Annotated in this window: 23 protein-coding genes and 1 pseudogene; 19 read left to right on the top strand and 5 right to left on the bottom strand. The window is 35.0% G+C overall.

Annotation, left to right across the window (positions count from 1 at the left end):
* The first annotated feature begins 103 nt into the window (after positions 1–103).
* A complete protein-coding gene (locus F6K27_RS08390; RefSeq protein WP_287275252.1) occupies positions 104–478 on the top strand; it encodes a hypothetical protein in 375 nt (124 codons plus the stop codon).
* Between the two features lie 379 nt (positions 479–857).
* Here the strand turns inward: F6K27_RS08390 and F6K27_RS08385 are convergent, their stop codons facing one another.
* Both F6K27_RS08385 and F6K27_RS08380 read right to left on the bottom strand, forming a co-directional pair.
* Entirely contained in the window at positions 858–2,036 is a 1,179-nt protein-coding gene (locus tag F6K27_RS08385; RefSeq protein ID WP_287275250.1) for an LptF/LptG family permease, read from the bottom strand.
* A 599-nt stretch (positions 2,037–2,635) separates the two neighbouring features.
* Positions 2,636–3,016 (bottom strand): Uma2 family endonuclease, encoded by a 381-nt coding sequence (locus tag F6K27_RS08380; RefSeq protein ID WP_287275248.1) that lies wholly within the window; start codon positions 3,014–3,016, stop codon positions 2,636–2,638.
* A gap of 195 nt (positions 3,017–3,211) precedes the next feature.
* On the opposite strand from F6K27_RS08380, the gene F6K27_RS08375 reads away from it, so the two are divergent.
* The 6 genes from F6K27_RS08375 (at position 3,212) to F6K27_RS08350 (ending at position 8,519) form a co-directional block, all read left to right on the top strand.
* Complete coding sequence (locus F6K27_RS08375) at positions 3,212–3,688, top strand: hypothetical protein (RefSeq protein WP_287275247.1); 477 nt, start codon at positions 3,212–3,214, stop codon at positions 3,686–3,688.
* A 156-nt stretch (positions 3,689–3,844) separates the two neighbouring features.
* Positions 3,845–6,925: a HEAT repeat domain-containing protein gene (locus F6K27_RS08370; RefSeq protein ID WP_287275309.1), complete on the top strand. Its 3,081-nt coding sequence runs from the start codon at positions 3,845–3,847 to the stop codon at positions 6,923–6,925.
* Positions 6,926–7,236: 311 nt separating this feature from the next.
* Positions 7,237–7,500, top strand: coding sequence for a hypothetical protein (locus F6K27_RS08365; protein ID WP_287275246.1), 264 nt, complete (start codon positions 7,237–7,239; stop codon positions 7,498–7,500).
* Positions 7,490–7,735, top strand: coding sequence for a hypothetical protein (locus F6K27_RS08360; protein WP_287275244.1), 246 nt, complete (start codon positions 7,490–7,492; stop codon positions 7,733–7,735). Before F6K27_RS08365 ends, F6K27_RS08360 begins: the two co-directional genes overlap by 11 nt.
* A 3-nt stretch (positions 7,736–7,738) precedes the next feature.
* Positions 7,739–7,936, top strand: a complete 198-nt coding sequence (locus tag F6K27_RS08355; protein ID WP_353735954.1) for a PIN domain-containing protein — start codon at positions 7,739–7,741, stop codon at positions 7,934–7,936.
* 49 nt (positions 7,937–7,985) lie between these two features.
* Positions 7,986–8,519, top strand: a complete 534-nt coding sequence (locus F6K27_RS08350; protein WP_287275242.1) for a type II CAAX prenyl endopeptidase Rce1 family protein — start codon at positions 7,986–7,988, stop codon at positions 8,517–8,519.
* 418 nt (positions 8,520–8,937) lie between these two features.
* Here F6K27_RS08350 and F6K27_RS08345 read toward each other — a convergent pair whose 3' ends face one another.
* Both F6K27_RS08345 and F6K27_RS08340 read right to left on the bottom strand, forming a co-directional pair.
* A complete protein-coding gene (locus tag F6K27_RS08345) occupies positions 8,938–9,204 on the bottom strand; it encodes a transcriptional regulator (protein ID WP_287275240.1) in 267 nt (88 codons plus the stop codon).
* Positions 9,205–9,514: 310 nt separating this feature from the next.
* Complete coding sequence (locus F6K27_RS08340; RefSeq protein WP_287275238.1) at positions 9,515–10,045, bottom strand: zinc ribbon domain-containing protein; 531 nt, start codon at positions 10,043–10,045, stop codon at positions 9,515–9,517.
* A gap of 145 nt (positions 10,046–10,190) precedes the next feature.
* Here F6K27_RS08340 and F6K27_RS08335 point away from each other — a divergent pair, with 145 nt between their 5' ends.
* The 6 genes and pseudogenes from F6K27_RS08335 to F6K27_RS08310 all read left to right on the top strand — a co-directional run bounded on the left by F6K27_RS08335 (position 10,191) and on the right by F6K27_RS08310 (position 15,250).
* Entirely contained in the window at positions 10,191–10,427 is a 237-nt protein-coding gene (locus F6K27_RS08335) for a hypothetical protein (protein WP_287275236.1), read from the top strand.
* A pseudogene (locus tag F6K27_RS08330) lies at positions 10,415–11,362 on the top strand (alpha-E domain-containing protein). The gene F6K27_RS08335 and the pseudogene F6K27_RS08330 overlap by 13 nt, the downstream one beginning before the upstream one ends.
* Positions 11,363–12,506: 1,144 nt before the next feature.
* On the top strand, positions 12,507–12,716 hold the full coding sequence (locus tag F6K27_RS08325) for a DUF3285 domain-containing protein (RefSeq protein ID WP_124145358.1): 210 nt from the start codon (positions 12,507–12,509) through the stop codon (positions 12,714–12,716).
* A 38-nt stretch (positions 12,717–12,754) separates the two neighbouring features.
* A complete protein-coding gene (gene ybeY, locus F6K27_RS08320; RefSeq protein ID WP_287275235.1) occupies positions 12,755–13,429 on the top strand; it encodes an rRNA maturation RNase YbeY in 675 nt (224 codons plus the stop codon).
* 103 nt (positions 13,430–13,532) lie between these two features.
* Positions 13,533–14,042 (top strand): diacylglycerol kinase family protein, encoded by a 510-nt coding sequence (locus F6K27_RS08315; RefSeq protein ID WP_124145357.1) that lies wholly within the window; start codon positions 13,533–13,535, stop codon positions 14,040–14,042.
* A gap of 620 nt (positions 14,043–14,662) precedes the next feature.
* Complete coding sequence (locus F6K27_RS08310) at positions 14,663–15,250, top strand: aminodeoxychorismate/anthranilate synthase component II (protein WP_287275233.1); 588 nt, start codon at positions 14,663–14,665, stop codon at positions 15,248–15,250.
* A 646-nt stretch (positions 15,251–15,896) separates the two neighbouring features.
* Here the strand turns inward: F6K27_RS08310 and F6K27_RS08305 are convergent.
* Complete coding sequence (locus F6K27_RS08305) at positions 15,897–16,055, bottom strand: hypothetical protein (protein WP_287275232.1); 159 nt, start codon at positions 16,053–16,055, stop codon at positions 15,897–15,899.
* Between the two features lie 969 nt (positions 16,056–17,024).
* On the opposite strand from F6K27_RS08305, the gene F6K27_RS08300 reads away from it, so the two are divergent.
* From F6K27_RS08300 to F6K27_RS08275, 6 genes are all read left to right on the top strand, one after another.
* Complete coding sequence (locus tag F6K27_RS08300) at positions 17,025–17,840, top strand: MBL fold metallo-hydrolase (protein WP_287275230.1); 816 nt, start codon at positions 17,025–17,027, stop codon at positions 17,838–17,840.
* A 118-nt stretch (positions 17,841–17,958) separates the two neighbouring features.
* The gene (locus F6K27_RS08295) at positions 17,959–18,528 is read left to right on the top strand and encodes a fasciclin domain-containing protein (protein ID WP_287275229.1); all 570 of its coding nucleotides are present in this window, start codon (positions 17,959–17,961) and stop codon (positions 18,526–18,528) included.
* A gap of 182 nt (positions 18,529–18,710) precedes the next feature.
* Positions 18,711–19,277 carry a fasciclin domain-containing protein gene (locus F6K27_RS08290; protein WP_287275228.1) on the top strand — a complete coding sequence of 189 codons (567 nt, stop codon included), beginning with the start codon at positions 18,711–18,713 and terminating at the stop codon, positions 19,275–19,277.
* A 692-nt stretch (positions 19,278–19,969) separates the two neighbouring features.
* The gene (locus F6K27_RS08285) at positions 19,970–21,160 is read left to right on the top strand and encodes a glycosyltransferase (protein ID WP_287275227.1); all 1,191 of its coding nucleotides are present in this window, start codon (positions 19,970–19,972) and stop codon (positions 21,158–21,160) included.
* A gap of 695 nt (positions 21,161–21,855) precedes the next feature.
* Entirely contained in the window at positions 21,856–23,085 is a 1,230-nt protein-coding gene (locus F6K27_RS08280; protein WP_287275224.1) for a CapA family protein, read from the top strand.
* A gap of 441 nt (positions 23,086–23,526) precedes the next feature.
* Entirely contained in the window at positions 23,527–23,919 is a 393-nt protein-coding gene (locus F6K27_RS08275; RefSeq protein WP_287284224.1) for a hypothetical protein, read from the top strand.
* Positions 23,920–23,950 lie beyond the last annotated feature (31 nt).

The following is a 23,950-nucleotide window of genomic DNA, read 5'->3' as shown; positions in this document are numbered from 1 at the left end:
ATAATTGTTGCTACTAATTGGTGGAACTGCAGTAATAATTGCTGCATTAATAGCAGCAATTGGTCAATACTGTAGTTAATCAAATGCTACCAAAGAGATAAAATTGCTTCAGGAATTAGGGAATAAAAGAATAGAATATACAAGCAATGGTCAACTTTGTACACCTCGTCACGAAGAACAAATAAAAGTAAAGGAAGATGGAATATTATACGCTGAATATATCGTTCCTCCTGGTCATTGTAGTACGGTTATAATCTATTTCTATGTTGATAACAAACTTAAAGGACGTGAAGAATATAAGATAGATAATTATAAATCTGTAAAAAAGGATATAGGTTTTATTACAAAAGGAAGCCATACTTTAGCATTAGAAGCAAAAGGAGTAACAGGTGGTTGTAATAAAGGAAAATTAAATTCTTGGGGAGGGGCAGTGAATCTTCACATATTACCAGACCCACCTATATTTTGCAGGTCTTAGCAAAAAGCTACAATATTTCAGATTACCTATTTCATATAAATAATAGTCTTCAGAGCAGAGTCTTTCAGTGCTACTTCTATCAATAAATGACATGAACAAAAGTCGTACCCAAGAATAATAAGATAGGTAAATGTTACTTGAATTACTCTTAATCTTCAATTACTCAAGATTTGCAGACCCTAGTTTTGAACTATCAAAATAATTGGGTCTAAAACCCTGCCTTTTAATCAGTTATTAGTTAAATCTTTTGTATTTTTTCTGGTTTGACCAAAATAATAAAAATAAAGTAATAATTGAACTTCTAAGTTCTGACTTCAGACTTAAGAAATTCCTGTTACAAAAACAACTTCTGACTTCAGACTTCTGACTTCTAAATTCCTTAACGTGAAGCTCTTGCTATAAGTAACATTGCCACTCCAAGACCTAGAAAATTTGGTAACCATCCAGCCAAAAAAGGAGTCAAAACCTCTTTTTGCCCCATTGCCCCCGTAATAAAAGAAAGTAAATAATAAGCAAAAATAATTATCACACTAATACCAAAGCTAGTACCTCTATTCGCATTTCTCTGAGGTCTAATTCCTAAAGCTGCCCCTACTAAACCCAGAACCAAACAAACAAAAGGTACAGCAAACTTTTGTTGAATTCTGACTTGAGTTTTAACAATTTTCCGATGATTTCCACTCAGTCGCATTAACTCCAAATATTCATAAGATTGAGGAATATTCATCTGTTGATAAGTACGTCTTTTACCTGCTAAATCTAAAGGTGCCGTAGAAAGTTTTAATTCTTGATGGTCAAACTTAACAATATTACGGTAAGAACCATCTGGAGATACAATATAAATAGTCCCATTAAACAAGTCCCAAATATTTTCTGCTGGATTCCAAGTTGCTGACTCAGAAGACACAATTTGGTCAACCCCATATTGGGAACGATCTACAATAGTCACCCCCCTCATATATTTACCATCAAACTTTTCGGCATAGAATAAACGAGTCAAGGTATCTTCCTTACTTCCGTCTGGTCGCTCAACTTTGCCAAATTCTGGATAGAAAATATTTTCTTCCCGAAAAGGAGGATCGTCTCGGTCTAAAGTTCTCTCTAAAGTCAGAGATGCTTGATAGTTGGCATTAGGTACAATTACTTCATTAAGGGCAAAAGTTAAACCAGTTACGGTCAGACCTAATATTACCGCAGGTATAAGCATTCGATAGACGCTAATGCCACAGCTACGCAGAGCAACTATCTCACTATTACTAGACATCTGACTGTAAACCATCAGAGTCGATAGTACCATTGCCATAGGGAATGCCCAACCAATAAACTCTGGCACTTTTAAGAAAAATACTTGAAGGGCAATAGAAATAGGTAGTCCAGATTCTGTTACTTTTCGGACTAATTCAAACATTGCCCCCGCTGTCACCCCGATAGATGAAAATAATCCTACACCAAAGAGAAATGGCCCTATTAATTCTATAATGATGTAGCGGTCCATGACTGAAATTTTGGGTTCCAGTCTTTGTAGGAAGAATAAAGATTTTGAGATACTGCGCTCCATATACTTCAGATTTAAGGTCAAGTCTACAACTACGCGGAAGTCAAAAGTCAAAAGTCAAAAGTCAAAAGTATTAATTTGTAATTGTTTTTGGATTTTGTAACCAGTTATTTCCGCTATCCTGCACTAGGTTGACTTTTTAATTCTGCCCTGATCGATAGAGATGTTTTAGGGTATTATTTAAGGTTAGCTTAATCTGAATAAAAGTGCTGAAGCTGAGAAATTGCCAAGAGGATATTGATTCTATTTAATCCCACATTCCGCACTTCAATTTGTAACATGAAAATTAGTATAAAATCCCTAGCTTGCTTAAGTATTTATACTATATAAATTATCTTCATTTACCTTGATCGGGAGTCAAATTCTCAGTTAAATATTAAGCATAAATACTTACTGAATCCTTTACTCCTATTGACCACTATAATTTTCTTCTTATTTCTTACTTCTTACTTTTGACTTTTGACTTAATTTTGTGGTGCGGAATGTGGGTTTAATTGTAGATGGGGATGAGCAACACCTACCAAGGGATCAAGATGCTCCCACTGCTGTTTCTCATAATCAAAATAATTCCAATGCACTACCATGACAATGCAGCATCACGTTTATTGTTGCTCGACAGTATCGGTTTCAAAGTTAACTCCTTCGTATAAAACTTTAACAGTGGAAGTAAATTCAATACTTGATAATATAATCGACTCTCCTTCTGTATATGCAGAATAATGCCAAATTTTTCCCTCGCCACGTTGATAAATTTCTACAGATATTGATGTTGAGTCTACTAAAACATATTCTTGCAAACTGGGAATTTGACGATAATATTTAAACTTATCGCCGCGATCGTATTTTTCTGTACTGGGGGAAAGAATTTCAATAATTACTGTAGGATGTTCGATAAAGTCGCGAGATTTTAAATCGTCGGCATTGCAAATAATAACTAGATCGGGATAAAAATAACGACTATTTTTACTCTCCTGAACTTTCACATCCGACACATTTGGTGCTTTAAAAGTAGTCCTGAATCTATAATTTTTGGAAAAGATATAATACTCATATTTTTCATCTATTCCTAAATAGATTGATAGATTGATTTTTTCAGTTTGCCCCGATTAAATAGAATCGCTTAGAATATTATCTAATAATTAACTTAATCTGAGTCTAATTTTAGGAGGCTGAAAATTATGGAACCTATTACTATTGTAATGGCGCTAGCTGCTGTATTGGGGACAAAAGCTTTGGAAAAAACTGGAGAAAATATTGGGCAGGTGGTCTGGGATAAAAGTGCTAAGTTGATGAAATATCTCAAACAAGAATCTCCCGATACTGTAACTGCTATTGAACAAGTTTCGGAGCAACCTTTGGATTATGGTCAGGCAGTTTTGTCAATGCAGGAGGCAGCAGAAAATCCTGATGTAGCTCGGACAATACAGGAGTTGGCAGTGGCAATGGAAGAAAATACTCATCCAAAATTGACTGAGGTTGTGGCAGAAATTAGAGAAGCGTTAAAGTCTCACGAGTCCCAAGATAATAAGAATGCCAAGATAGTAGCAAAAGAAGTTAAGGCAGAAACCGGTGGGATGGTGGTTGGAATGGGAGATGATGGGATAGTTGGTGGTACAGTCAAAATTAAAAAAATTGACAAACGAACTACCATTTGACTGACTTCGCCCGAACAGGGAAAAGAATTTACTCTCAAGGAATGGCAAGATATTTGTCGGGAAAGGCTGAATAATCAACTAACCAGTAATTCCCTATTTCACGATGATGAGGAGGCCAAAAAACGACGGGAACAAATTTATGTCCCATTGGCACTGGTGGAACGGAAAAAATCAGAGAAACGAGAACAAGATGGGTTATCTCCCGAACAGGGAACGAAACTTTATGAACCCGAATATGAGGAAAAGCAAAGATTTACCCACAATACTTTCTTAAAAGAGATTTTACAGCAAAAACAAGGTAAAAGTCAAGGCAAGAGAATTTCTTTAATTGGAGAACCGGGGGCGGGAAAAACTACTCTGCTACAAACTATTGCGAGTTGGATATTAGAGCAGAAATTTGGTTTGCCTGTGTGGGTTTCTTTGGCAGATTTGACTCTAGACGGGAATTTGAGGAGTCTTGAGAATTATTTGCTCAATTCTTGGTTGCCTTTTTCTCCAAATGAGCGCCAGAAGGTGCAGGAGAATTTTACCGAACAATTTAAAGCAGGGCGAGTCTGGTTGTTGTTGGATGGGGTGGATGAGATTGCTACTTCTGGCAGTCAGACTTTGCAAAATATTTCTCGTCAACTTTCGGGGTGGGTGGGTAAAGCGCGGGTGGTGTTGACTTGTCGTCTGAATGTTTGGCAAGCGGATGTTAATGCTTTGTCTGATTTTGAGACTTTTCGGTTGTTGGATTTTGATTATCCTCAGCAGGTGCATCAGTTTATTGATAATTGGTTTAATCCCTCCCACACTCCCCACACCTCCCACACCTCCCACACTTCCCCCTCTTCCCGTTTAAAAGAGGAGTTGGGGAAAGAGGAAAAAGCGCGGGTACGAGATTTGGTGCAAAATCCTCTGCGGTTGGCGCTGTTGTGTCGGAGTTGGCAGTTATATGAAGGAAGTTTGCCGGAGACGAAGGCGGAATTGTATAGTCAGTTTGTGGAGCAGTTTTATCGGTGGAAGTCTATTATTTTTCCAATTAAGAAAAGTAAGCAACGGGAGTTAAATCTGGCGTTGGGTAGGTTGGCGAAAGATGATATTGATTCTAGTGGGGGTCGTTTTCGGTTGCGTCAGGATTTTATTGTTGAGAGGTTGGGGGATACTGATGATGAAAATTCTCTGTTTTATCTGGCGTTGCAAATTGGATGGCTGAATAATGTCGGGGTGGCAGCAGAGTCACCCACGAAAAAAGTGTATGCTTTTTTTCATGCCTCGTTTGAGGAATATTTTGCTGCTGTGGCGATCGCTGATTGGGATTTTTTCTTGCCTCGCAAACACAAGAATAAACCTGTAAAGGGGAGACGTTATCGAATTTTTGAGCCCCAGTGGGAGCAGGTGATTTTGTTGTGGTTGGGGCGAGAGGATGTGGAAGAGGAAGAGAAAGAGGGGTTTATTCAAGCTCTAACTAAATTTAGGGATGGATGTGGAACTTTTTTAATTCCAGGAGTAGATAGGGGTTTTTATGGATATGAGGCTTATTTTCTGGCTGCTGCTGGAATTACTGAATTTAGCAAATGCACCCAAGCTGATAAAATAGTGAAGAAAGTAGTTGATTGGTGTTTTCGTTTCAATGAAGTAGCAATAGAAGGTATTTTACCAGAGACTCCCAAGAAAGTGGTTGATTGGGGTTTTGGTTACAATAAAATAGCAATAGAAGCTAAAGCTGTTTTAACAGAGACTCCAAGGAAAAATACTATTAATGCTTTGGTGCAATTGTTGGGATCTACTTGTGATGGTTGGATTCGCTACAAAGTAGTAGAAAGCTTAGAGAAAATTGGTAGGGGTAATGAGAAAGCAATTAATGCTTTGGTGCAATTGTTGGGGTGTACTTCTGATGTTCACAGTCGCAGGGAAGTAGCAGAAAGCTTGTGGAAAATTAACCCTGGCAATAAGAAGGTGATTGATACTTTCGTACATTTGTTGGAATCTACTTCTGATGATCGGATTCGCTGCCAAGCAGTGTTATTGAGCATAGAGAAAATTTGCATGGGCAATAAGAAGGCAATTGATGCTTTGATACAATTGTTGGGGTCTACTTCTGATAGTTGGATTTGCATGCAAGCAGCAGAAAGTTTAGGGAAAATTGACCCGGGCAATGACAATGCAATTAATGCTTTGGTACATTTGTTGGAGTCTACTGATATCAACATTCCTAGGTTCGCAGCAGAAAGCTTAGGGAAAATTAACCCAGGTAATGAGAATGCAATTAATACTTTGGTACATTTGTTGGGGTCTACTTCCTGTAATGATACTCACTGGCTAGCAGCACGAAGTTTAAGAAAAATTGGCATGGGCAATGAGAATGTGATTAATGCTTTGGTGCAGTTGTTGGGCTCTACTTCTGATGGTAATAAGGTTCAGTGGCGAGTAGCAGAAAACTTAGGGGAAATTGGTACGGGTAATAAGAAAGCCATTGATGGTTTGGTGCAATTGTTGGAGTTTACTTCTGATGATTATACTTGTAGGAAAGCAGCAGAAAGCTTAGGGCAAATTGACCCAGGCAATAAGAAAGCAATTGATGCTTTGGTGCATTTTTTGGAGTCTACTTCTGATAATTATACTTGTGTATCGGCAGCACAAAGCTTAGGGCAAATTGACCCGGGCAATGAAAATGCCATTAATGCTTTGGTGCAATTGTTGGAGTCTACTTCTGATTATAATATTCAGTGGCTAATAGTAGAAAGCTTAGGGGAAATTGGCACGGGAAATAAGAAAGCGATTGATGCTTTAGCGAATTTGTTGGGGTCTACTTCTGATGATAGTGAGATTCAGTGGCGAGTAGCACAAAGCTTAGGGAGAATTGACCCAGGCAATGAGAAAGCGATTTATGCTCTGGTGCAATTTTTGAGGTCTACTTCTAATTATGATCTTCTCAAGCTAGCAGCAGAAAGCTTAGGAGAAATTGGTAAGGGCAATGAGAAAGCGATTAATGGTTTGCTGCACTTGTTGGGGTCTAACTCTGATTATTGGACTCCTAGGGAAAGGGAAGTAGCAGAAAGTTTAGAGAAAATTTTAGTAGAAAAGCAGATGGCAGAAGTCATCACATCAGTCGTCACATCCTTAAAAGGCTACATAGATAATAGCGATCGCTTCCATAAATGCTACGAAATAATCTGGAAATGTGCCCAAACTCTGCCCTACCCAGAATTTTACCAAGCTTGGCATTCTTCGTCTAAGTTGAAAAAACCTCGTTGATTATTTTGGTAGTTATGCTTTCTGTTAGGATTAGTCATAGTATTTATACTCGCCTTAAAGTAGGCCCTTGTAGAACGAAGTAAAACCCAACCCACAAAATCCTTGGAGTTGGGTTTCCTTACCTCAACCCAACCTACAAATTCTATGACTTCCACACAAAAAGACAGTATAGATAATAGATAATTTAGTCATCTTTAGATGACTTGAGCTATGAGCCAAGGATTTCAATCCTTGGCGGGGTTTGTCATCTTTTTTATGTAGTTCATTGACCTGAAAACTGCTATAAAAATTGAAAGGAGGTATCATTCATTATGTCTCAAGAATTATTAAATGAGTTAATCAGTAAATCAGAAGAATTAAACATTGAAAAAAAACTTCAATTAATGCGTTATTTATCAAGTCATCTTCAAAGAAATGATAATTCAACCCCTAAACCTCGGCGTAAATGGCGTGATATTCAAGGAAAAGCAACTTATCCTTTGGTAGGAGAAGATGCTCAAGAATGGGTTTCTCGAACTCGTCAAGAAGCCACAGAAAACCGCGAACAAATTATCCGCAATAATTATGAAAGTTAATAATGCTATTCAAGGAGTTAGGCAACTATTTTTAGATACTGCGCCAATTATTTACTATGTAGAAAATCATCCCAATTATTATCAACTAACTGAAGCTATTTTTGATGGAATAGATGAAGGTTTACTTTTGGGAGTTACTTCTACAATTACTTTGTCTGAGTGTTTAGTACATCCTTACAAGTTAGGGTTAATAGCACTTGCTCAGGATTTTATTGATTTAATTGTTTATGGATAAAATATTAACTTTATACTCATTGATGAAGACATCGGCAAGTTGGCGGCGCAAATAAGAGCAAAGTATAATTTATCATTAACTGATTCTTTACAAATTGCTGTTGCTATTCAATCAAAATGTGAGGCTTTTTTAACCAATGATTTACAGTTAAAACGAGTCAATGAGTTATCTATTTTAGTAATCAGTGAATTAACATTATGATTCTATTAATATGACAGGAGTGTTTCGATAAACTTTAGGGCAGTTTCCTATGATTTCCACCTTAATTGAGCGTCTAATATTTGCTTCTCGCCCCATGAATATTCAAGATTGGTTAGTGGTAGGGGTGACATTGTTAGTCTATGGAGCGATCGCTTTACCATTAGGTTTTAATTCTAAATTTTTACGAGTTACTCAAAGCTTTCGGAATCTCAAAGAATTATTTCAGGGGTTAGTAGCGATATTTTTTATGCCATCTTTAATAGAAGAGCTGATATTTCGAGTTTTCTTATTGCCTCATCCCACCGAGAAAGTTTCAATTATTGTGTGGTGTTTGTGGGCAGCGTTAAGTTTATTTTTATTCATTATTTATCATCCAATAAATGCTCTAACTTTCCATCCCCAAGGAAACCCAACTTTTATGACACCAATTTTTTTGACATTGACAGGAATTTTAGGTTTAGGATGTACAGTAGGTTATCAATTAACTGGTTGTTTGTGGGTTATGGTAATTATTCATTGGGCAGTAGTTGTAATTTGGCTATATTGGTTAGGTGGTAAAGAAAAATTGTATGGAAGTAACTAATATTATCAAGTTTTTGTTTGTAGTATTGCTCTAGTCCTGACAATATTTTTATTAGGACTAAAGTCCAACTACGAACCTGATTATAACTGTTCTACAGAACATGATATTCAATATATTTATTAATAAAAGCTTCATCGGATCATTACTTAATAATAAATTATATGGTTTGTAGTATTGCTCTAGCCCTGACAATATTTGTATTAGGACTAAAATCCAACTACGAGCCTGATTATAAATGTTCTACAGAACATGATATTCAATATATTTATTAATAAAAGCTTCAGGAGTTAGACATTCAAACTCTCCAGTTTTTTCTACAATATCATTAACCAATTTATTTATAGTTTGCCGAGTTTATTCCCACACTCCCCTCTTTCTTCTTACTTATTCCTTCTTACTTATTCCCTCTGCTATAAAACTAAAAACCTTGACAATTTGCCTGTACAATTTTTCGGACTTCTCCAGACTCTAATTCTATTAATTTCTTAGTTGCTTGAATTTGAGTAGGCTGATTTTCTAAATGTTGACGCTCAATTAATTCCCATTCTTCTGCTGTTTTCGTATAGCGTCTAGATGTAGCTCTATCCATATTCATAGATGTCGCAACTTCGTTTAGAGAAGCCCACCCTGGTTGATTTCGCATTCTATGTAAATAGCGAGTCATTATATCAATATCAATTTTCATTGTGCATTTTCCTGATTATTTTTAACTATATATAATTTGATGAAAAAAGAATATTACAAGTGCTTTATAAAAGGAATAAGTAAGAAAAAAAGCAATAATAATGATTGATTTTATTGCTCAATTAGATAAATAAGTTTTGACCAAAACAATTATTATCAAAATTGTCTATTCTTTACAGCAAAGATAGATCCTACTGAATATTATATTACCTATATTATATTCAGATAATTAGTTATAAAAAAAGTCTTTATTTGTAGGCGCGTTTAAGGCAACTACACACCTAAATAAAATTAATATTTCAAGACTACAATTACAACTGATAACCACAACTAGAGCAAAAGCGATCGCTTGTTTGTACAGGGGCACCACATTGAGAACAAAAACGCTTCCCAGAACTTGCAGAGGAACTTGACCCCATTTCCATCGACATATTACCCATCCGCATCTGCATTGGGTTCATCTTCATTTCCATATTGCCCATTTTCATCGGTTCCATTGGTTTCATTGGTTCCATCGGTGGCATACTTTTGCTAGGTGTTGCCTCTACTTGTTGAAGCGATAAAACTTCGGCATCACTCAAAGTAGGCGTCCCACTGATAGTACTTATTCCACCTGCCTGCAACTGAACAAAAGATTGTCCCTGTTCCGACTCTATCCGCAAAATTACTCCAGTAGCAGTTTTAAACAAAGTGGGTACTACAGTCCATTTACTTGTTTGAAACCCTGTACTTGCCTGTTGTTGTTGACCAGGACTACCACTGGAAAGAGTAACCACAGTTTGCATTACCTGATTTTCAATATAAACTTGCTGGCCATTACTAAGATTGCATTTGTCAGCCATAACTTTTAGTCGATCATTACTTAATTGTATATATTATAACAATTTTCTTAATAATAATTGTTACTTAATTATGTAAACTTTAAACTTACTTGTATAATAAAAGTTTCATTATCATCAAGTAGTTGATAAATTATAAATAAAAATAGTGCAATTTGATTCTTATACACTGGGGGAATTCTACGATGAACTTTTCATCAGTAAAAATCAACCTCGTCCAGAAGCTCAATTATTGATAGAAAGAATTAATTCTCTTTCTGTAGGTGAACTATTGATGCGACAAAAAGCTGCACAAGTCGCAATGGTAAAACTTGGAGCAACTTTTAATGTCTATGGTGATAGTCAAGGTACAGAACGTATTTTTCCTTTTCAATTTACTGGCTAAATCGTTATGTTGAAAGGGCAGAAAATGTTGCCGGATTTGTTGATGTAAATCTCAATCTACTATTAGATTCTCCTGGTTTAATTCAACAGTGGCAACCTATAGTTATTACTACTGGAGATTTACCTTTATTTCAACAATGCTATGGCGAAGCAACAGAAGCAAATGTAATTCAATTTCTTACTTTTGACTGTGACGACCCTAACTCTATTATTTCATGTCTGCGTCTAGCTAGAGAAAATTCTCGTTCCATTCGGGAAATTATTTCCTCAGAAATGTGGGAGCAAGTTAACTAATTTTATTTAATGGTAAAAGATGTTGCTAATAGTGGTTTAAAAACTTCTGAATTACCAGAATTTTTTGAGAAGGTAAAAATGGGTGGACATTTATTTTCAGGTATCATGGATGCTACTATGAGTCACAATGAAGCATGGCATTTTGGTAGAATGGGCAGATTTTTAGAATGGTCTGATAAGACTAGCCGTATTCTTGATGTTAAATACTATATTCTTTTACCTTCAATTAAAGATATTGGAACTCCACTAGACGAAGTACAATGGATGACATTATTAAAGTCAGCAAGTGCTTATGAAATTTATCGCAAACATCAACAACATAGAATTACCCCTAATGGAATAGTAGAATTTTTAATATTAGACCGAGAGTTTCCCCGCTCAATTCAATATTGTTTAAGTTCAACAGAGCGATCGCTCTATCAAATTATTGGAGTAACTCAAGGTATGAAAAAACATCCAGTAGAAAAAGTATTGGGTCGTTTATGTTCTGAGTTAGACTATTTAACAATATAGGAAATAATTCAAACTGGTTTACACGAATTTCTGGATAATTTACAAACGAGAATTAATCAGACAGGAGAGAAAATTTTTGAAACTTTTTTCGATCTTCAACCTATAGAGGGACAGCGATTAAATAATTAGCAAATGCGATAAAGTCGAATGAAAATCGCCTAATTTTTTCCTCTCAATATAGATTAATTTCTCAATTAAACCAACGATTAGATATTTTTGACTCGATACAAGGAACTTCTAAACTACCAGTAATATTATGTCCGGTTGAATAGTTATAAATAATCAGGAAGGAGTCAGGTAGGGGAGCTGTCGGTAGGGCGACATACAGGAGGGAAGAAGAGGGAGTTTTAAGCTATAAGCAGGGGAAAGTTTTTTTGGTCAGGCTCTTATCCGGACATGATATAATCCAATAATTAATAGACATTTCCAACAATAAAAAATCAAATCAATTATTGCACATAAATTATCAATTCTTTCTCCCTACTCTTTACGGACGTTGCATGCAACGTCCCTACTCCCTACTCCCTATGCATGGAGGAGATGTCTAATAATTATTATTCAAAATTAGGCGTTGCTGAAATGTAATGGTAAGTAGCTGAAGGTAAAATTGAAAAACTTATGTTTTGCGTTGATAAGTAGGTAGGCGCGAATAAACGTCACTATGTAACGAAATGTTTATGCCGTCGAAACTTTTGAGATTGCTTCCTTCCACTCCGTTCCAGTCGCAATGACGTAGTTGGAAATTTTCTCACCTACCTACTTACTTAATCTAAAAATCATTACTACTCAGCAACGCCCAAAATTAAGCCAAAGATCGAATATTTTTGACTCGATACAAGAAACTTCTAAACTACTAGTAACCCAATAATTAATAATTACAGCAGATTTCATCAGGCGTGAGGTACATCCTTCGTGGGCAAGATGCCCGCACTACGAACATCTTAACGTTAATATTTGTATCTCATATACGACCGAATCTGCTGTATTATTCACAGCAGAACTATTTCATATATATGTCCTTTATTCACTGTTCCTGAAAAATATCTAAATTTTTCCTCGATCAATTTGTCAATTATGATCAAGAGTAACTTTTTCATCAATATATTTATATTTAAGCTATAAGGCAAAAAATTTGATGAAAAAATAATCAAGAGTCGATGTATAGACACAAGAGTTAATATTATTGTTATAGTAGTATCGACTTTATCATCAATTTAAAACTCAGCTCGAGACAAATAACAACCACTAGAAAACTGTAAATATATTGATTTTTATGAGTAATTTATCTTCATCAACTCAAGACTCCAGACAAACACAGACACAGATAGAAACAAATGCTTCCACAACTGAACCAAAACCCAGTTATGTCAAACTGGCCATGAGAAATATGGTGAGGAAGGGAAGTAAATCACTCAAACATTTTGCCCTGACAACCATTGGACTTGTAGGTATATTGGTTGGCCTTGCCTATCTAACGCGATAATTAAAATCACATTTTTGAGCGGAAAGGAGAATTTAAGGTTGTATCTGGAAGTAAGTGTTCAGGATTATTTCTGGTCATCCTCTGTGTCAGAAGTAGAAAAATTAAAAGTCCAGAATGTTGACGAAGTCAGAAGTCAGAAGTCAGAAGTCAGAAGTTGTTTTTGTCAGGGGGATTTGAGCAAGTCTCCAAAAACATTTAGCCAATCAAAGCAGGGTTTTAGACCCAATTATTCTGATAAGGAAAAATTTTATCCCATATCTTCTGAAAATTGGGCATATTGGTTTCAAAAATGGCTAGAAATTCTACAACCAAATATTCCACTTGCTGAAAACTACGAACTTACTCTACGTCTGACCGGGGATGGCGAAATCCAAATCCTTAATCATCAGTATCGCGACCGGAATCAACCAACAGATGTTTTAGCTTTTGCTGCTCTGGAAGTAAATGTTCCTCAGCCAAAAGTACTAGATTCTGATTTACAACTATATCTGGGTGATATAGTAATTTCCGTTGAGACGGCCATTCGGCAAGCTAGACAACTGGAACATTCATTAACAACTGAATTAGTTTGGCTAGCCGCCCATGGTTTTCTACACCTACTTGGATGGGATCATCTTGACGAAAAGAGTTGGCAACAAATGCTCAAACAGCAATTATTTTTGCTTCATGCCGTTGGAATTACTATTGAGAAACAAATCACTTTAGAAAATTGACAAGACTAAGGGTAAATTTTGAACTTTTTAGATAGACTATTAATCGAGTAAGTCTTTGATTATCTGGGCCTTATTTATTAAATTGAACTGAGGTAGATAAATTATGAAACTGAATGAGTCATCAATATCTTACAATGAAGCCACTTTTATACACAAATCGAAAAATTCTTCTGCTCCGAAAATAAAGGGTTCTAAAAGTACAGTTAAACCTAATAGAGAATTATCTTGGCAAGTAGCAAATAGTCTTTTAATTAGCTTCAAATATGCTTGGGCAGGATTGTCTTATGCTTTCCAGACTCAGCGTAATTTTCGGATTCATACTTTCATCGGTATTGTTGCTGTTAGTTTGAGTATTTTATTAGAGTTAAAACCAATAGAAACAGCAGTTATTGTGTTAACTATTGGATTGGTTATGGCTATGGAATTACTGAATACTGCTATTGAATCTGTGGTAGATTTAACAGTTAAAAAAAGTTACCACGAGTTAGCCAAGATTGCTAAAGATTGTGCTGCAGGTGCTGTTTTAATTTCAGCTATTGTCGCATTACTTATCGCAAGTTATCTGATTTTACCTCAATTATTAAGTCTAGTTATTGATACTTTTAGTAGTTAGTGCCGCTACGCGGAAGTTAAAAGTCAATCATTTTTAATTTGTAATTGTTTTAGGATTTTGTAACTGGTCAGTTATTTCCGCCATCCTGCACTAGGGATTATCGCTTTGATTGATTAAATGGGGTGCAAGATTTGAGATTTTAAGTTGATATTTAATGAAATTTCAAACAAGAGTTGGTTATTTACTAACAGTAAAAAGTCCGGCAAACCTTCTTCTATGTTACCTGTTGTCTTTTGCCTGTTGCCTAAAAGCGACCAGTTTTTTTACCTAACTCAAATAAAATTACTATATAAGTTTTTGCCATTATCAAAGCATCTGGCTTTTTACAGTAAAAATAATTTTTACTGGAGTAGAGGTCTAGCTATAATCAAAGTATTTTGAAAGTTGTTTGGTAAAAAAAATACTTCTTGCATCAGTGCAATGAAGCTAGAACTTTAATAAAATTAGAGTGTTGTTCGTGCTTTAGTTGCTATTTTTCTCTTTAGCTCAGTAGTAAAACTTTCAGTTTTATGAATCTTAGTCTTGAGAAATTATTTCTCAAAATAACTAATCAGAAAAATTAGCGATCACTCATCGATTGAGAGATTAAATATATCTAGGAAATTAAGGAGTAGAACGCTTTGATTATAGTTATAGATAATTACGATAGTTTCACCTACAATTTAGTACAATATTTAGGTGAATTGGGTGCAGAATTAGCAGTTGCAGCTAATGTTAAAGTTTACCGTAATGATAAAATTTCTTTGGCAGAAATTAATGACTTGAAACCTGATGGAGTGGTTATTTCTCCAGGTCCTGGTCGCCCTGAAGATGCCGGAATTTCTCAAGCATTAATTAAAGAATTAGGAGTAAGTTTACCTATATTGGGGGTGTGTCTCGGTCATCAAAGTATTGGTCAAGTATTTGGAGGAAAAATTGTTGCTGCTCCAGAATTAATGCACGGTAAAACTTCTGAAATTTATCATCACGGAGTAGGTATTTTTGAAGGGTTAGATAATCCTATAATTGCTACGAGATATCATAGTTTAGTTATAGATAAGGAAAGTTTTCCTGAAGTATTGGAAATTACGGGATGGGTTGAGAATGGAACTATTATGGGTGTTAGACATAGAAATTATCCTCATATTCAGGGGGTACAATTTCATCCGGAAAGTATTTTAACTAATTCTGGAAAGTTGTTAATTAGAAATTTTTTGGAAAAGTTATAGAATTTTTAATAGGGTTTTTTAACTGTTGGAAGAAGTAAGAAGGAAGAAGGAAGAAGGAAGAAGTGAAGAAGAAAAAAAGGTAAATATATTTATATTTGATAGATTTATAGATATAACTATCTAAAATGAATTGGAGAAGATCTTTTTAAGTATCTCCGATATAGATGCACCAAATGAAGTGCATTTTTTTTAACTTACCCTGTTAAAAGTCAGAATTATCCCAATTTAATACTTAATTACTATAATAAACCATACTTTGTTGATATTCCCCACAACAACCCACCAGCCTCATAGACTTTCATAAAATCAGGATATTGCTCATACAATTTCCCAGCAGCAATATTCCATTTTATTCCCGGTTCCTGTCGAGAAGTTCCCGGAATAGCTGCGCCATGAGGGTCATTTCAGTTATCAGTTATTAGTTATCTCCAGTAGGAGATTGAATTTATTTCGAGAAGTAAAACCAGGAAAATATGTTACATGATAAATATAGTAAGCGTGCTGATTGGTATCAAAAACAACCTAAACAATTATCATTGTTTGAGTAATAAAATAAATAGGCAACAATAATACTGCCTACTTTCAGAAGCCTACCGATTGCACTGAGTAATACAGGATACCAACGTACCCTATATAAACCCTTTATCTACTTAAAAATCTTATACTTGTAGGCTATGCAAAGTACAGCCATCAACCCAACCAGAAAGACTAAAAACTGAGGGTTTGCAGATAACGTTAGGAGTGCTGCTGCTAGCTGAAACATATCTAGGGCAATGGAAGAAATTTTTGTTTTTTGATTTGGCATTTTATCTACCTCTATTATGAGTGTGAAGTTTTATTGCACTTGCATTTTTTCCTGAAGAGCTTGACAAATACTAGAAAAGTAGATAAACTAGGATTTAATAAGTAAGGTAGACATCAAAATCTCACTTATGTATATCGGATATATGTATTGGTTAGTTTTGCTTTACTAATACTATAGTTGCTTGTACTTACCATTTCATATTTAGGCACATTTCCTAAAATACCTCTCATAGTATTTGCCATAAATGCTGTCTTCAGAGAAAAAACATGAGCTTTTTAAGCTCTCATATAATAGTACCCAGGCACTCGCTCAGTCGCTAAACTCTTTAGAGTGCCTTAAATTACGTGCCATAAAAAAAATAGCACTAATACTATATATTATATCTATTTAGAAAAAAAGTCAAGTATTCTGCAAGAATAAGTTTTTATGAGTATAGTATTGATATACTCAACTTTTTGAGTTAATAGGCATTCTATTTATCTTCACTATTAGTTTAGCTTTTTATCACAGTAACTCTTCTCAGGCTGGTAGAAAAAACCGTACATTAACGAACAAGAACCGTAAAGATAAATGCCGAGATAGTTTACCTCGGCAATTTTTTGTTTTGAGATAAAAGAAGCTCGAAAAACTATTCCTCCAAATTAATATTTTTTTTATTTGGGTATTCAGCTATTTGGACTAACAGTTTTGGAAAGCTCGATTATCTAAAGTAGAAGGGCTAAAAAATCGTCGGCGAATAAGTCGGTAACTAGACCCTAAAAGTAACAAAGTTATAGATATCATAAGGGTTCTATAGCATTAGAAAGAGAAAATATAGCAACCCGCGCTTATGTTGTAATATCTTATCGTAGGGGATTTGGAAACCAAACCAAAACTAAGGATGGGATTTGGAAACCAAACTCCTACAATTTTTTTTTACAAATTATTTCATATTGTTATAGCGTCAAACTTATAGTCAAACAAATTAAGATGAAAAGACGAAAATTTATACGTTATACACAAGCAAGTTTATTAGCCTTAATGGGAACTGGTTTAGCATCTAAACTTAACTATTCTCAAGCTGCTACAGGAGAATCTTTAACAATTAAATGGTTAGGACATACTTGCTTTTTATTTGAAGATACAGCTACTAAAGTATTAGTAAATCCTTTTCGCCCAATAGGTTGTACAGCAGGATATCGCAACCCTACAGTAGATACAGATTTAATTTTAATTAGTAGTAGATTATTAGATGAGGGAGTAGTAGAAAACTTTACAAGTAATCCCCAACCAATGTTGTTATATGAACCTGGAGTTTATCAGGTTGATAATAGACAAATTCAAGGAATTCGCACTACTAAAGATAGAGAAGGTGGACGTCGATTCGGGACTAATGTGGCTTGGTTATGGCAGCAAGCAGGAATCAAGATTTTGCATTTAGGGGGACTAGCAAGTCCCATTGGCATAGAAGAACGTATTTTAATTGGTCGTCCAGATTTGCTACTCATTCCTGTAGGGGGAGGGCCAAAAGCATATACCCCTTTGGAGGCAAAACAGACATTGGAAGTGCTAAAACCCAGAATTGTGATTCCCACTCATTACAAAACTGAAGCTGCTGATGAAGCTACTTGTGATATTGTTCCTATCGAGGAATTTCTCAGTGTGATGGAAGGAACTCCAGTAAGAGTTGTAAATCAGGATACAATTTCGATTACTAGAGCTGATGTTCCTCAAGAAGGCTCGATAATAGAAGTTTTGAGCTATGGATTCGATCAACTATCTCCGGATTCTCTCGGAAGTAATTAAAAACTGAAAAGTAAAACTTAAGTATAATTATGTAAATTATCTTGACACTTCTTAAAATTTTGTTAAGATAAATAGAACTAAGTTTACACTTTTTAACAAACAGGAAAAGTAGATCGGTATGAATAATCAAAATAGTTTCAATATAGTGGAAAGAGCGATCGCTATTTTAGGATTAGTTGGTACTACCGCATTCTTCGGTCTACCCGCAGTAGCTAACTTCTCTCAAAAATCTTCCACTCAGTCATTAGTTAACCAACCTTTACAAATTGCTGACTCTAACTCTAAGGATATTGTCGCAACTGCAGCAGAAGCAGGTCAATTCAATACTTTAGCTGCGGCACTAAAAGCTGCTGGTTTGGTAGAAGTGCTTCAAGGAGAAGGCCCTTTTACGGTATTTGCTCCTACTGACAAAGCATTTGCAGCTTTACCAGCAGGAACAGTAGAAAAGTTATTGTTACCAGAAAACAAAGATAAATTGGTAAAAATTCTGACTTATCATGTAGTTCCTGGCAAGGTAATGTCTGGCGATCTAGAATCTGGAATGGTTAAGACTGTCGAAGGTAGTAAAGTAAACATTGATGTTTCTAATTCAGGTGTAAAGGTTGGAAAAGCTAATGTAGTTAAGGCAGATGTACCTGCAAGTAATGGTGTAATTCATGTAATTGACACTGTAATTGTACCTGAATAATTAATTAGCGTTATATCGTGCATCGCAAATATCTAAATCTACCCCATTCTTAACTATGCTTATGAATGGGTTTTTTGATGAACTCAGAAGTCAGAAGTTAAAGTTCTATATTTGAAATATTTTTCAGATAAGTTCCTGTTTTGTACTATTTTTAATAACGTAGTTAATGAAATTGGGAAAACATGAATACCCAAAATATTCTCACTCTCTTCAAAAAGTCCATCAATATCTTAGGATTAATCTGTGCTACTTTAGCGCTAATCTTTGCTAGTGCCTTTTATAGTCTACCCGCAGTAGCTAATCAGCAAGTAGTTAATCAACCTATACTAATTGCTTATGCTCAAGATATTGTATCAACTGCAGTAGAAGCAGGTCAATTCAATACTTTAGCTGCGGCACTAAAAGCTGCTGGTTTAGTAGAAGTGCTTCAAGGAGAAGGTCCATTTACAGTATTTGCACCTACTGATGAAGCATTTGCAGCTTTACCACCAGGAGCAGTAGAAGATTTATTACGTCCAGAAAACAAAGACATACTAATCAAAATTCTGACTTATCATGTAGTTCCTGGTAAGGTAACTTCTGGCGACTTAGAATCTGGAAAGGTAAAAACTGTTGAAGGTGATGATATCTATGTTCAAGTTTCCTATGCAGGTGTAAAGGTGGATGACGCTAATGTAATTATTCCAGATGTACCTGCAACTAATGGTGTAATTCATGTTATCGATTCTGTGATTCTACCATCCAGATAATTAGTATTAGATTTTATTAAGTACCTAAGCAAAATTATTTACCTATTCTAATTCTTTGCGCTCTTGAGAAGGGAAATAATTTAGCTTGTTATAGATGTGTAATTAATTTTGCACGACCACTTATTAGCGATCGCTATCTTAGAAATAGAAATATTTTGAACATACCTCATTCAGAAGTAGAGTAAGAATGGGGTTTTTTAGTAAGTTTTATAAATTAAAGGAAAAAGCTATAGTTGAAGTTATAATTCAGAAGTCAGAAGTTAAATTATTGTTGTGACTAAACTTGAGACTTTTAGAATCTGCTAGTAGATAAAAAGGAATGGGAAGAAGTAGCTTTTTTATTCTGTTTCTCATTGGTGTTTTTTTCCCTATCTATTACTTAGGGTTTGCGCTCAAAAGTCTTTTAGTAGGGGTAGGAGACAGGAGACAGGAGACAGGAGACAGGAGAAATGGGAATTGTAGAGGAGGTAGTCGGAAAAATTGTAAGAGTGATTTTTCTGCCATAATTGCCCCAAAATACTAGCTTTTTGAGCTTGAGCGACCGAAAAACTTGCACTTTTTAAAGGCAAAAAAAGGCAGCAAACCAATATCAGTCAATACTTTGATATTTAATCCGCAAGCCCTACTTATACCAACGGAAATGATATAATTTTAATGCTAATCGCTGATAGCTGAATGCTAATTGCTAAAATATGAATTTGAGTTTTTGCATTATTGTTAAAAATGAGGAAAAAAACTTGCCTCGATGTTTGGCAAGTGTGAAAGATACGGTTGATGAAATGGTTGTTTTGGATACGGGGTCAACTGACAGAACGCCAGAAATAGCTCAAGAATTTGGTGCAAAAGTACATTATTTTGAATGGTGTAATGATTTTGCAGCAGCAAGAAATGAATCTTTGAAATATGTTACTGGTGATTGGGTTTTAGTATTAGATGCTGATGAATATCTCTCACCAAAAATAGCTCCACATATTCAGGAAGCAATTAAGAGCGATCACTACATTTTAATTAATTTAATTAGAGAGGAAATAGGGGCGCAACAATCTCCATATTCTTTGGTTTCTCGTCTGTTTAGAAATCATCCTGAAATAAAATTTTCTCGGCCTTATCACGCCATCGTTGATGATAGTATTACTGAGATTTTGGCGAAGGAATCTCACTGGGAAATAGCTTCGTTGCCAGATATAGCAGTTTTACATGAGGGTTATCAAAAGGGAGAAATTACTTCTAAAAATAAACTGCAAAGAGCAAAAGCAGCGATGGAAAGTTATTTTAATAATCATCCTAATGATGTTTATGTTTGTAGTAAATTAGGTGCTTTGTATATAGAAATTGGGGAAAAACAGAAAGGAATGGAATTACTATTTCGAGGTTTACAAGACCCCCAGATAGATAAAACAATTTTGTATGAGCTGCATTATCACTTAGCTATTGCCTATCGACAACAACAAGATAGAGAAAAGGCAAAGAGTCATTATAAAATAGCAACAGAATTAAATGTTATGCCTAAATTAAAGTTGGGAGCATACAATAATTTGGGTAGTTTGTTGAAAGAAGAAGGAAATTTACAGGATGCAAAAATTAACTATGAAATTGCTTTACAGATAGACCCTAATTTTGCAGTTGCTCACTATAACCGAGGAATGGTATTGAAAGAAATGGGTTGGTTTACCGAGGCGATCGCTTCTTATCAAAAGGCAATTCAGCTTGATAGTAATTATGCAGAAGCTTATCAAAATTTGGGAGTTGTATTGTTGAAAGTTGGTCAAGTGCAAGAAAGTTTAGAGGCATTTGGGAAGGCTATTAGTTTACATGAAAAATATAATCCTACAGAAGCAAAAAGAATTAGGCAAGGATTAGAGTCTATGGGTTTTATTTTGTAGGGAGTAGGGAGTAGGGGAGTGGGGGAGAATTCATTAATTGATAATTGATAATGGATAATTGATAATTAACTCTGGTTAAAACCGTTACGGAATTGAATATAAGGAAATATTATTTCTTCTCTTAGTCGATTGGATATGGTTAGGAAACCCATCCATCCCACCCTTCGGGAAGCTACGCTAACGACCGCTTTTTTCCCCTTAAAAGGGGAGGCTTCAAGGCGCGAATTATTTAATTATTAATTATTAATTATTCGGTAAAAATAAGAATAACTAACAATAACTGGTTAATAGTTATCAAAAAAAGTTATTTACTTAAGGATAGTTCATTAATGGATAATGGATAATTGATAATTACCTTTGGTTAAAACTGAGAGGATTGAATATAAGGAAATATTATTTCTTTTTTTTCTCTTAAAAGAGGAGGCTTCAAGGCGCGAATTATTTAATTATTAATTATTAATTATTCGGTAATTATTAATTATTAATTGTTGAAAGCAGCTTCGGAGTTAGTGATACCAATTTGAAAAAAGAATGTTACGAATAATAAGTGCAATAAAAATATTTTGCAGAAAATGTCCCTTTGACAAAGCGGTGCTACCCCGCGACGACTTCTAAGATAATCAGTTAATAGCTGATAGCTGACTGCTGACTGCTGAATGTTTACATACAATTCCAATAACTTGAGTAAATTAAAAATGATTATTTGGATCGATAAATTCAGGAATTTTGAGCATAAGAAGTTAATTAGGTTTATTTTTCTGAGTGGAATACTATTTATTTCTAGTTGTAATATATCCCTCGAAGCTAAAACAGAAAAACTACCAGAAACTTTACCTGTAGAATCACCTCAACCACCTCAACAAACTCCCTATATTACCGAGGCAAAATTAATGGCGGTTGGAGATATTATGATGCACGGTATGCAAATCAAATCTGGCTATAATTCTCAAACTAAAACTTATTCTTATCAAGGTTTTTTCACAGAAGTCAAAGATATTTTGTCTGCTGGTGATTGGGTAATTGGTAATCTAGAAACAACATTAGCAGGACCTGAATCTGGATATACAGGATATCCTTTATTTAATGCTCCGGCAACATTAGCTGATGCTGTTAAATGGGCAGGTTTTAATATTTTAACTACTGCTAATAATCATTCATTAGATAGACGAGAAAAAGGTCTGTTGAAAACTCTAGAAAATTTACGCGGTCGCGACATTTATCCAGTAGGTACAGCAGCATCTTTAGCAGAATATCAACAGATTTTAATAGTGGAAAAAAATGAAATTTTGATGGCTTTTTTGGCTTACACTTACGGCACTAATGGCATTCCAGTTCCTCAAGGAAAAGATTATTTGGTAAATTTAATTGACGAACAAAAAATCATTCAAGATATTACTAGGGCAAGAGAAAAAGGAGCAGATATTGTCACAGTATCTCTACATTTTGGTGCAGAATATCAACGTCTACCTAATACTAAACAAAAACAATTAGTGGAAAATTTGGTGAATGGAGGAGCAGATATTATTTTGGGTAGTCATCCTCATGTAGTTCAACCCTATAAAATATTTAACGTTACATCAAAAAATGGAGATACTCGTCAAGCAGTTGCGATTTATTCTATGGGTAATTTTATTTCCAATCAAACGAAAAAATATACTAATTTGGGAGTTATTTTTCAGGTTAATATTCAGAAAAGTTTTCCTGAAGAAACAATTGAAATTTCTGGTGTGGAAGCTTTACCGACATGGGTACATCGTTATCGGAAAAATGGGAAATTACAATTTCGTATTTTGCCTTTAGAGGAAGTTGTTAATGCTAAAAACGATTCTTTACTTAAGTCTAGAGATTATTCATTGCTAGAAAAATATTTAACTCAAATGAATAGTCATATTAATTCGTTAAAAGAAGGAGTAGGGGTTCAATAATTAATAATTAATAATTAATAAGAGTGGGTTTGCTGATTAACTATAAAAGCATTTACAGATAAAGGTTGTAGCCTTTTTGCTGCGAAAAAAGTGTCAGTTTTTAGCTCCGAATTGCCCAAAATACTCACATTTTGAGCAGACAAGGGCAGAAAAATTGAGCGACAATTCTTTCGACTGCTTTCTCTGTAATTCCCATTCATTCTGACTCCTGAGTCCTACCCTCCACAAAAAGACTTTTTCAGCAAACCCTAATTAATAATTACCGAATAATTAATAATTAATAATTAAATAATTCTGGTTTAAAGCCTCCCCTTTGAAGGGGAAAAAAAGAAATAATATTTCCTCTGGTAAGTCTTGTATTACAAATAATAAAGTTAAGTAGACTAGAAAAAGTTAACATATTATTCTTAAGTGTAATATAAAATACTATATGAGGTGATTATGCCTAGTTCTTCCACTGGTCCGCAGAAAATCAGTATGAACCCAAGTGGCAAGTTAGTAACAGTTGCTGCCTTTGCTCAATCAAGTGGTAATCAAACAGTAAAAATTGTTGATTCTAATGGTAATGAAGTATTCTCTGCTTCTGGTAGCAGCAGAAGTGGTGGAGTATTCACCTATATCGGTGGTGGTAGCTTCACATCAGCAGGAGATGGAAATTACACAGTTAGCCTAACAGAAGGTTCTAAGATATTGGTGGGTGAAGACGCTATTATAGAAAAAGGCGAAGTCTTTTTGCACCGATATTCTTTCATCACTAACGATGGTGGTTCTGATGCAAAACCCGACTTTAATGACCTTTTTGTAACTCTCTCTGTATTTGGTTACACTGGTTAGTCCAGTAGGGTGCGTTAATGAAATGTAACGC

It is taken from the genome of Okeania sp. SIO2F5, from assembly GCF_010692685.1.
GTDB classification, from domain to species: domain Bacteria; phylum Cyanobacteriota; class Cyanobacteriia; order Cyanobacteriales; family Microcoleaceae; genus Okeania; species Okeania hirsuta.
This window is presented reverse-complemented; position numbering and strand designations above follow the sequence as displayed.

What these genes read in the sequence shown, in the direction of transcription:
- F6K27_RS08385 (WP_287275250.1), bottom strand. Translation starts at nt 2,036, where the DNA reads ATGGAGCGCAGTATCTCAAAATCTTTATTCTTCCTACAAAGACTGGAA.
- F6K27_RS08315 (WP_124145357.1), top strand. Translation starts at nt 13,533, where the DNA reads ATGAAACTGAATGAGTCATCAATATCTTACAATGAAGCCACTTTTATA.
- F6K27_RS08305 (WP_287275232.1), bottom strand. Translation starts at nt 16,055, where the DNA reads ATGCCAAATCAAAAAACAAAAATTTCTTCCATTGCCCTAGATATGTTT.
- F6K27_RS08350 (WP_287275242.1), top strand. Translation starts at nt 7,986, where the DNA reads ATGATTTCCACCTTAATTGAGCGTCTAATATTTGCTTCTCGCCCCATG.
- F6K27_RS08375 (WP_287275247.1), top strand. Translation starts at nt 3,212, where the DNA reads ATGGAACCTATTACTATTGTAATGGCGCTAGCTGCTGTATTGGGGACA.
- F6K27_RS08290 (WP_287275228.1), top strand. Translation starts at nt 18,711, where the DNA reads ATGAATACCCAAAATATTCTCACTCTCTTCAAAAAGTCCATCAATATC.
- F6K27_RS08300 (WP_287275230.1), top strand. Translation starts at nt 17,025, where the DNA reads ATGAAAAGACGAAAATTTATACGTTATACACAAGCAAGTTTATTAGCC.
- F6K27_RS08295 (WP_287275229.1), top strand. Translation starts at nt 17,959, where the DNA reads ATGAATAATCAAAATAGTTTCAATATAGTGGAAAGAGCGATCGCTATT.
- F6K27_RS08360 (WP_287275244.1), top strand. Translation starts at nt 7,490, where the DNA reads ATGAAAGTTAATAATGCTATTCAAGGAGTTAGGCAACTATTTTTAGAT.
- F6K27_RS08280 (WP_287275224.1), top strand. Translation starts at nt 21,856, where the DNA reads ATGATTATTTGGATCGATAAATTCAGGAATTTTGAGCATAAGAAGTTA.
- F6K27_RS08365 (WP_287275246.1), top strand. Translation starts at nt 7,237, where the DNA reads ATGTCTCAAGAATTATTAAATGAGTTAATCAGTAAATCAGAAGAATTA.
- F6K27_RS08275 (WP_287284224.1), top strand. Translation starts at nt 23,527, where the DNA reads ATGCCTAGTTCTTCCACTGGTCCGCAGAAAATCAGTATGAACCCAAGT.
- F6K27_RS08345 (WP_287275240.1), bottom strand. Translation starts at nt 9,204, where the DNA reads ATGAAAATTGATATTGATATAATGACTCGCTATTTACATAGAATGCGA.
- F6K27_RS08325 (WP_124145358.1), top strand. Translation starts at nt 12,507, where the DNA reads ATGAGTAATTTATCTTCATCAACTCAAGACTCCAGACAAACACAGACA.
- F6K27_RS08340 (WP_287275238.1), bottom strand. Translation starts at nt 10,045, where the DNA reads ATGGCTGACAAATGCAATCTTAGTAATGGCCAGCAAGTTTATATTGAA.
- F6K27_RS08285 (WP_287275227.1), top strand. Translation starts at nt 19,970, where the DNA reads ATGAATTTGAGTTTTTGCATTATTGTTAAAAATGAGGAAAAAAACTTG.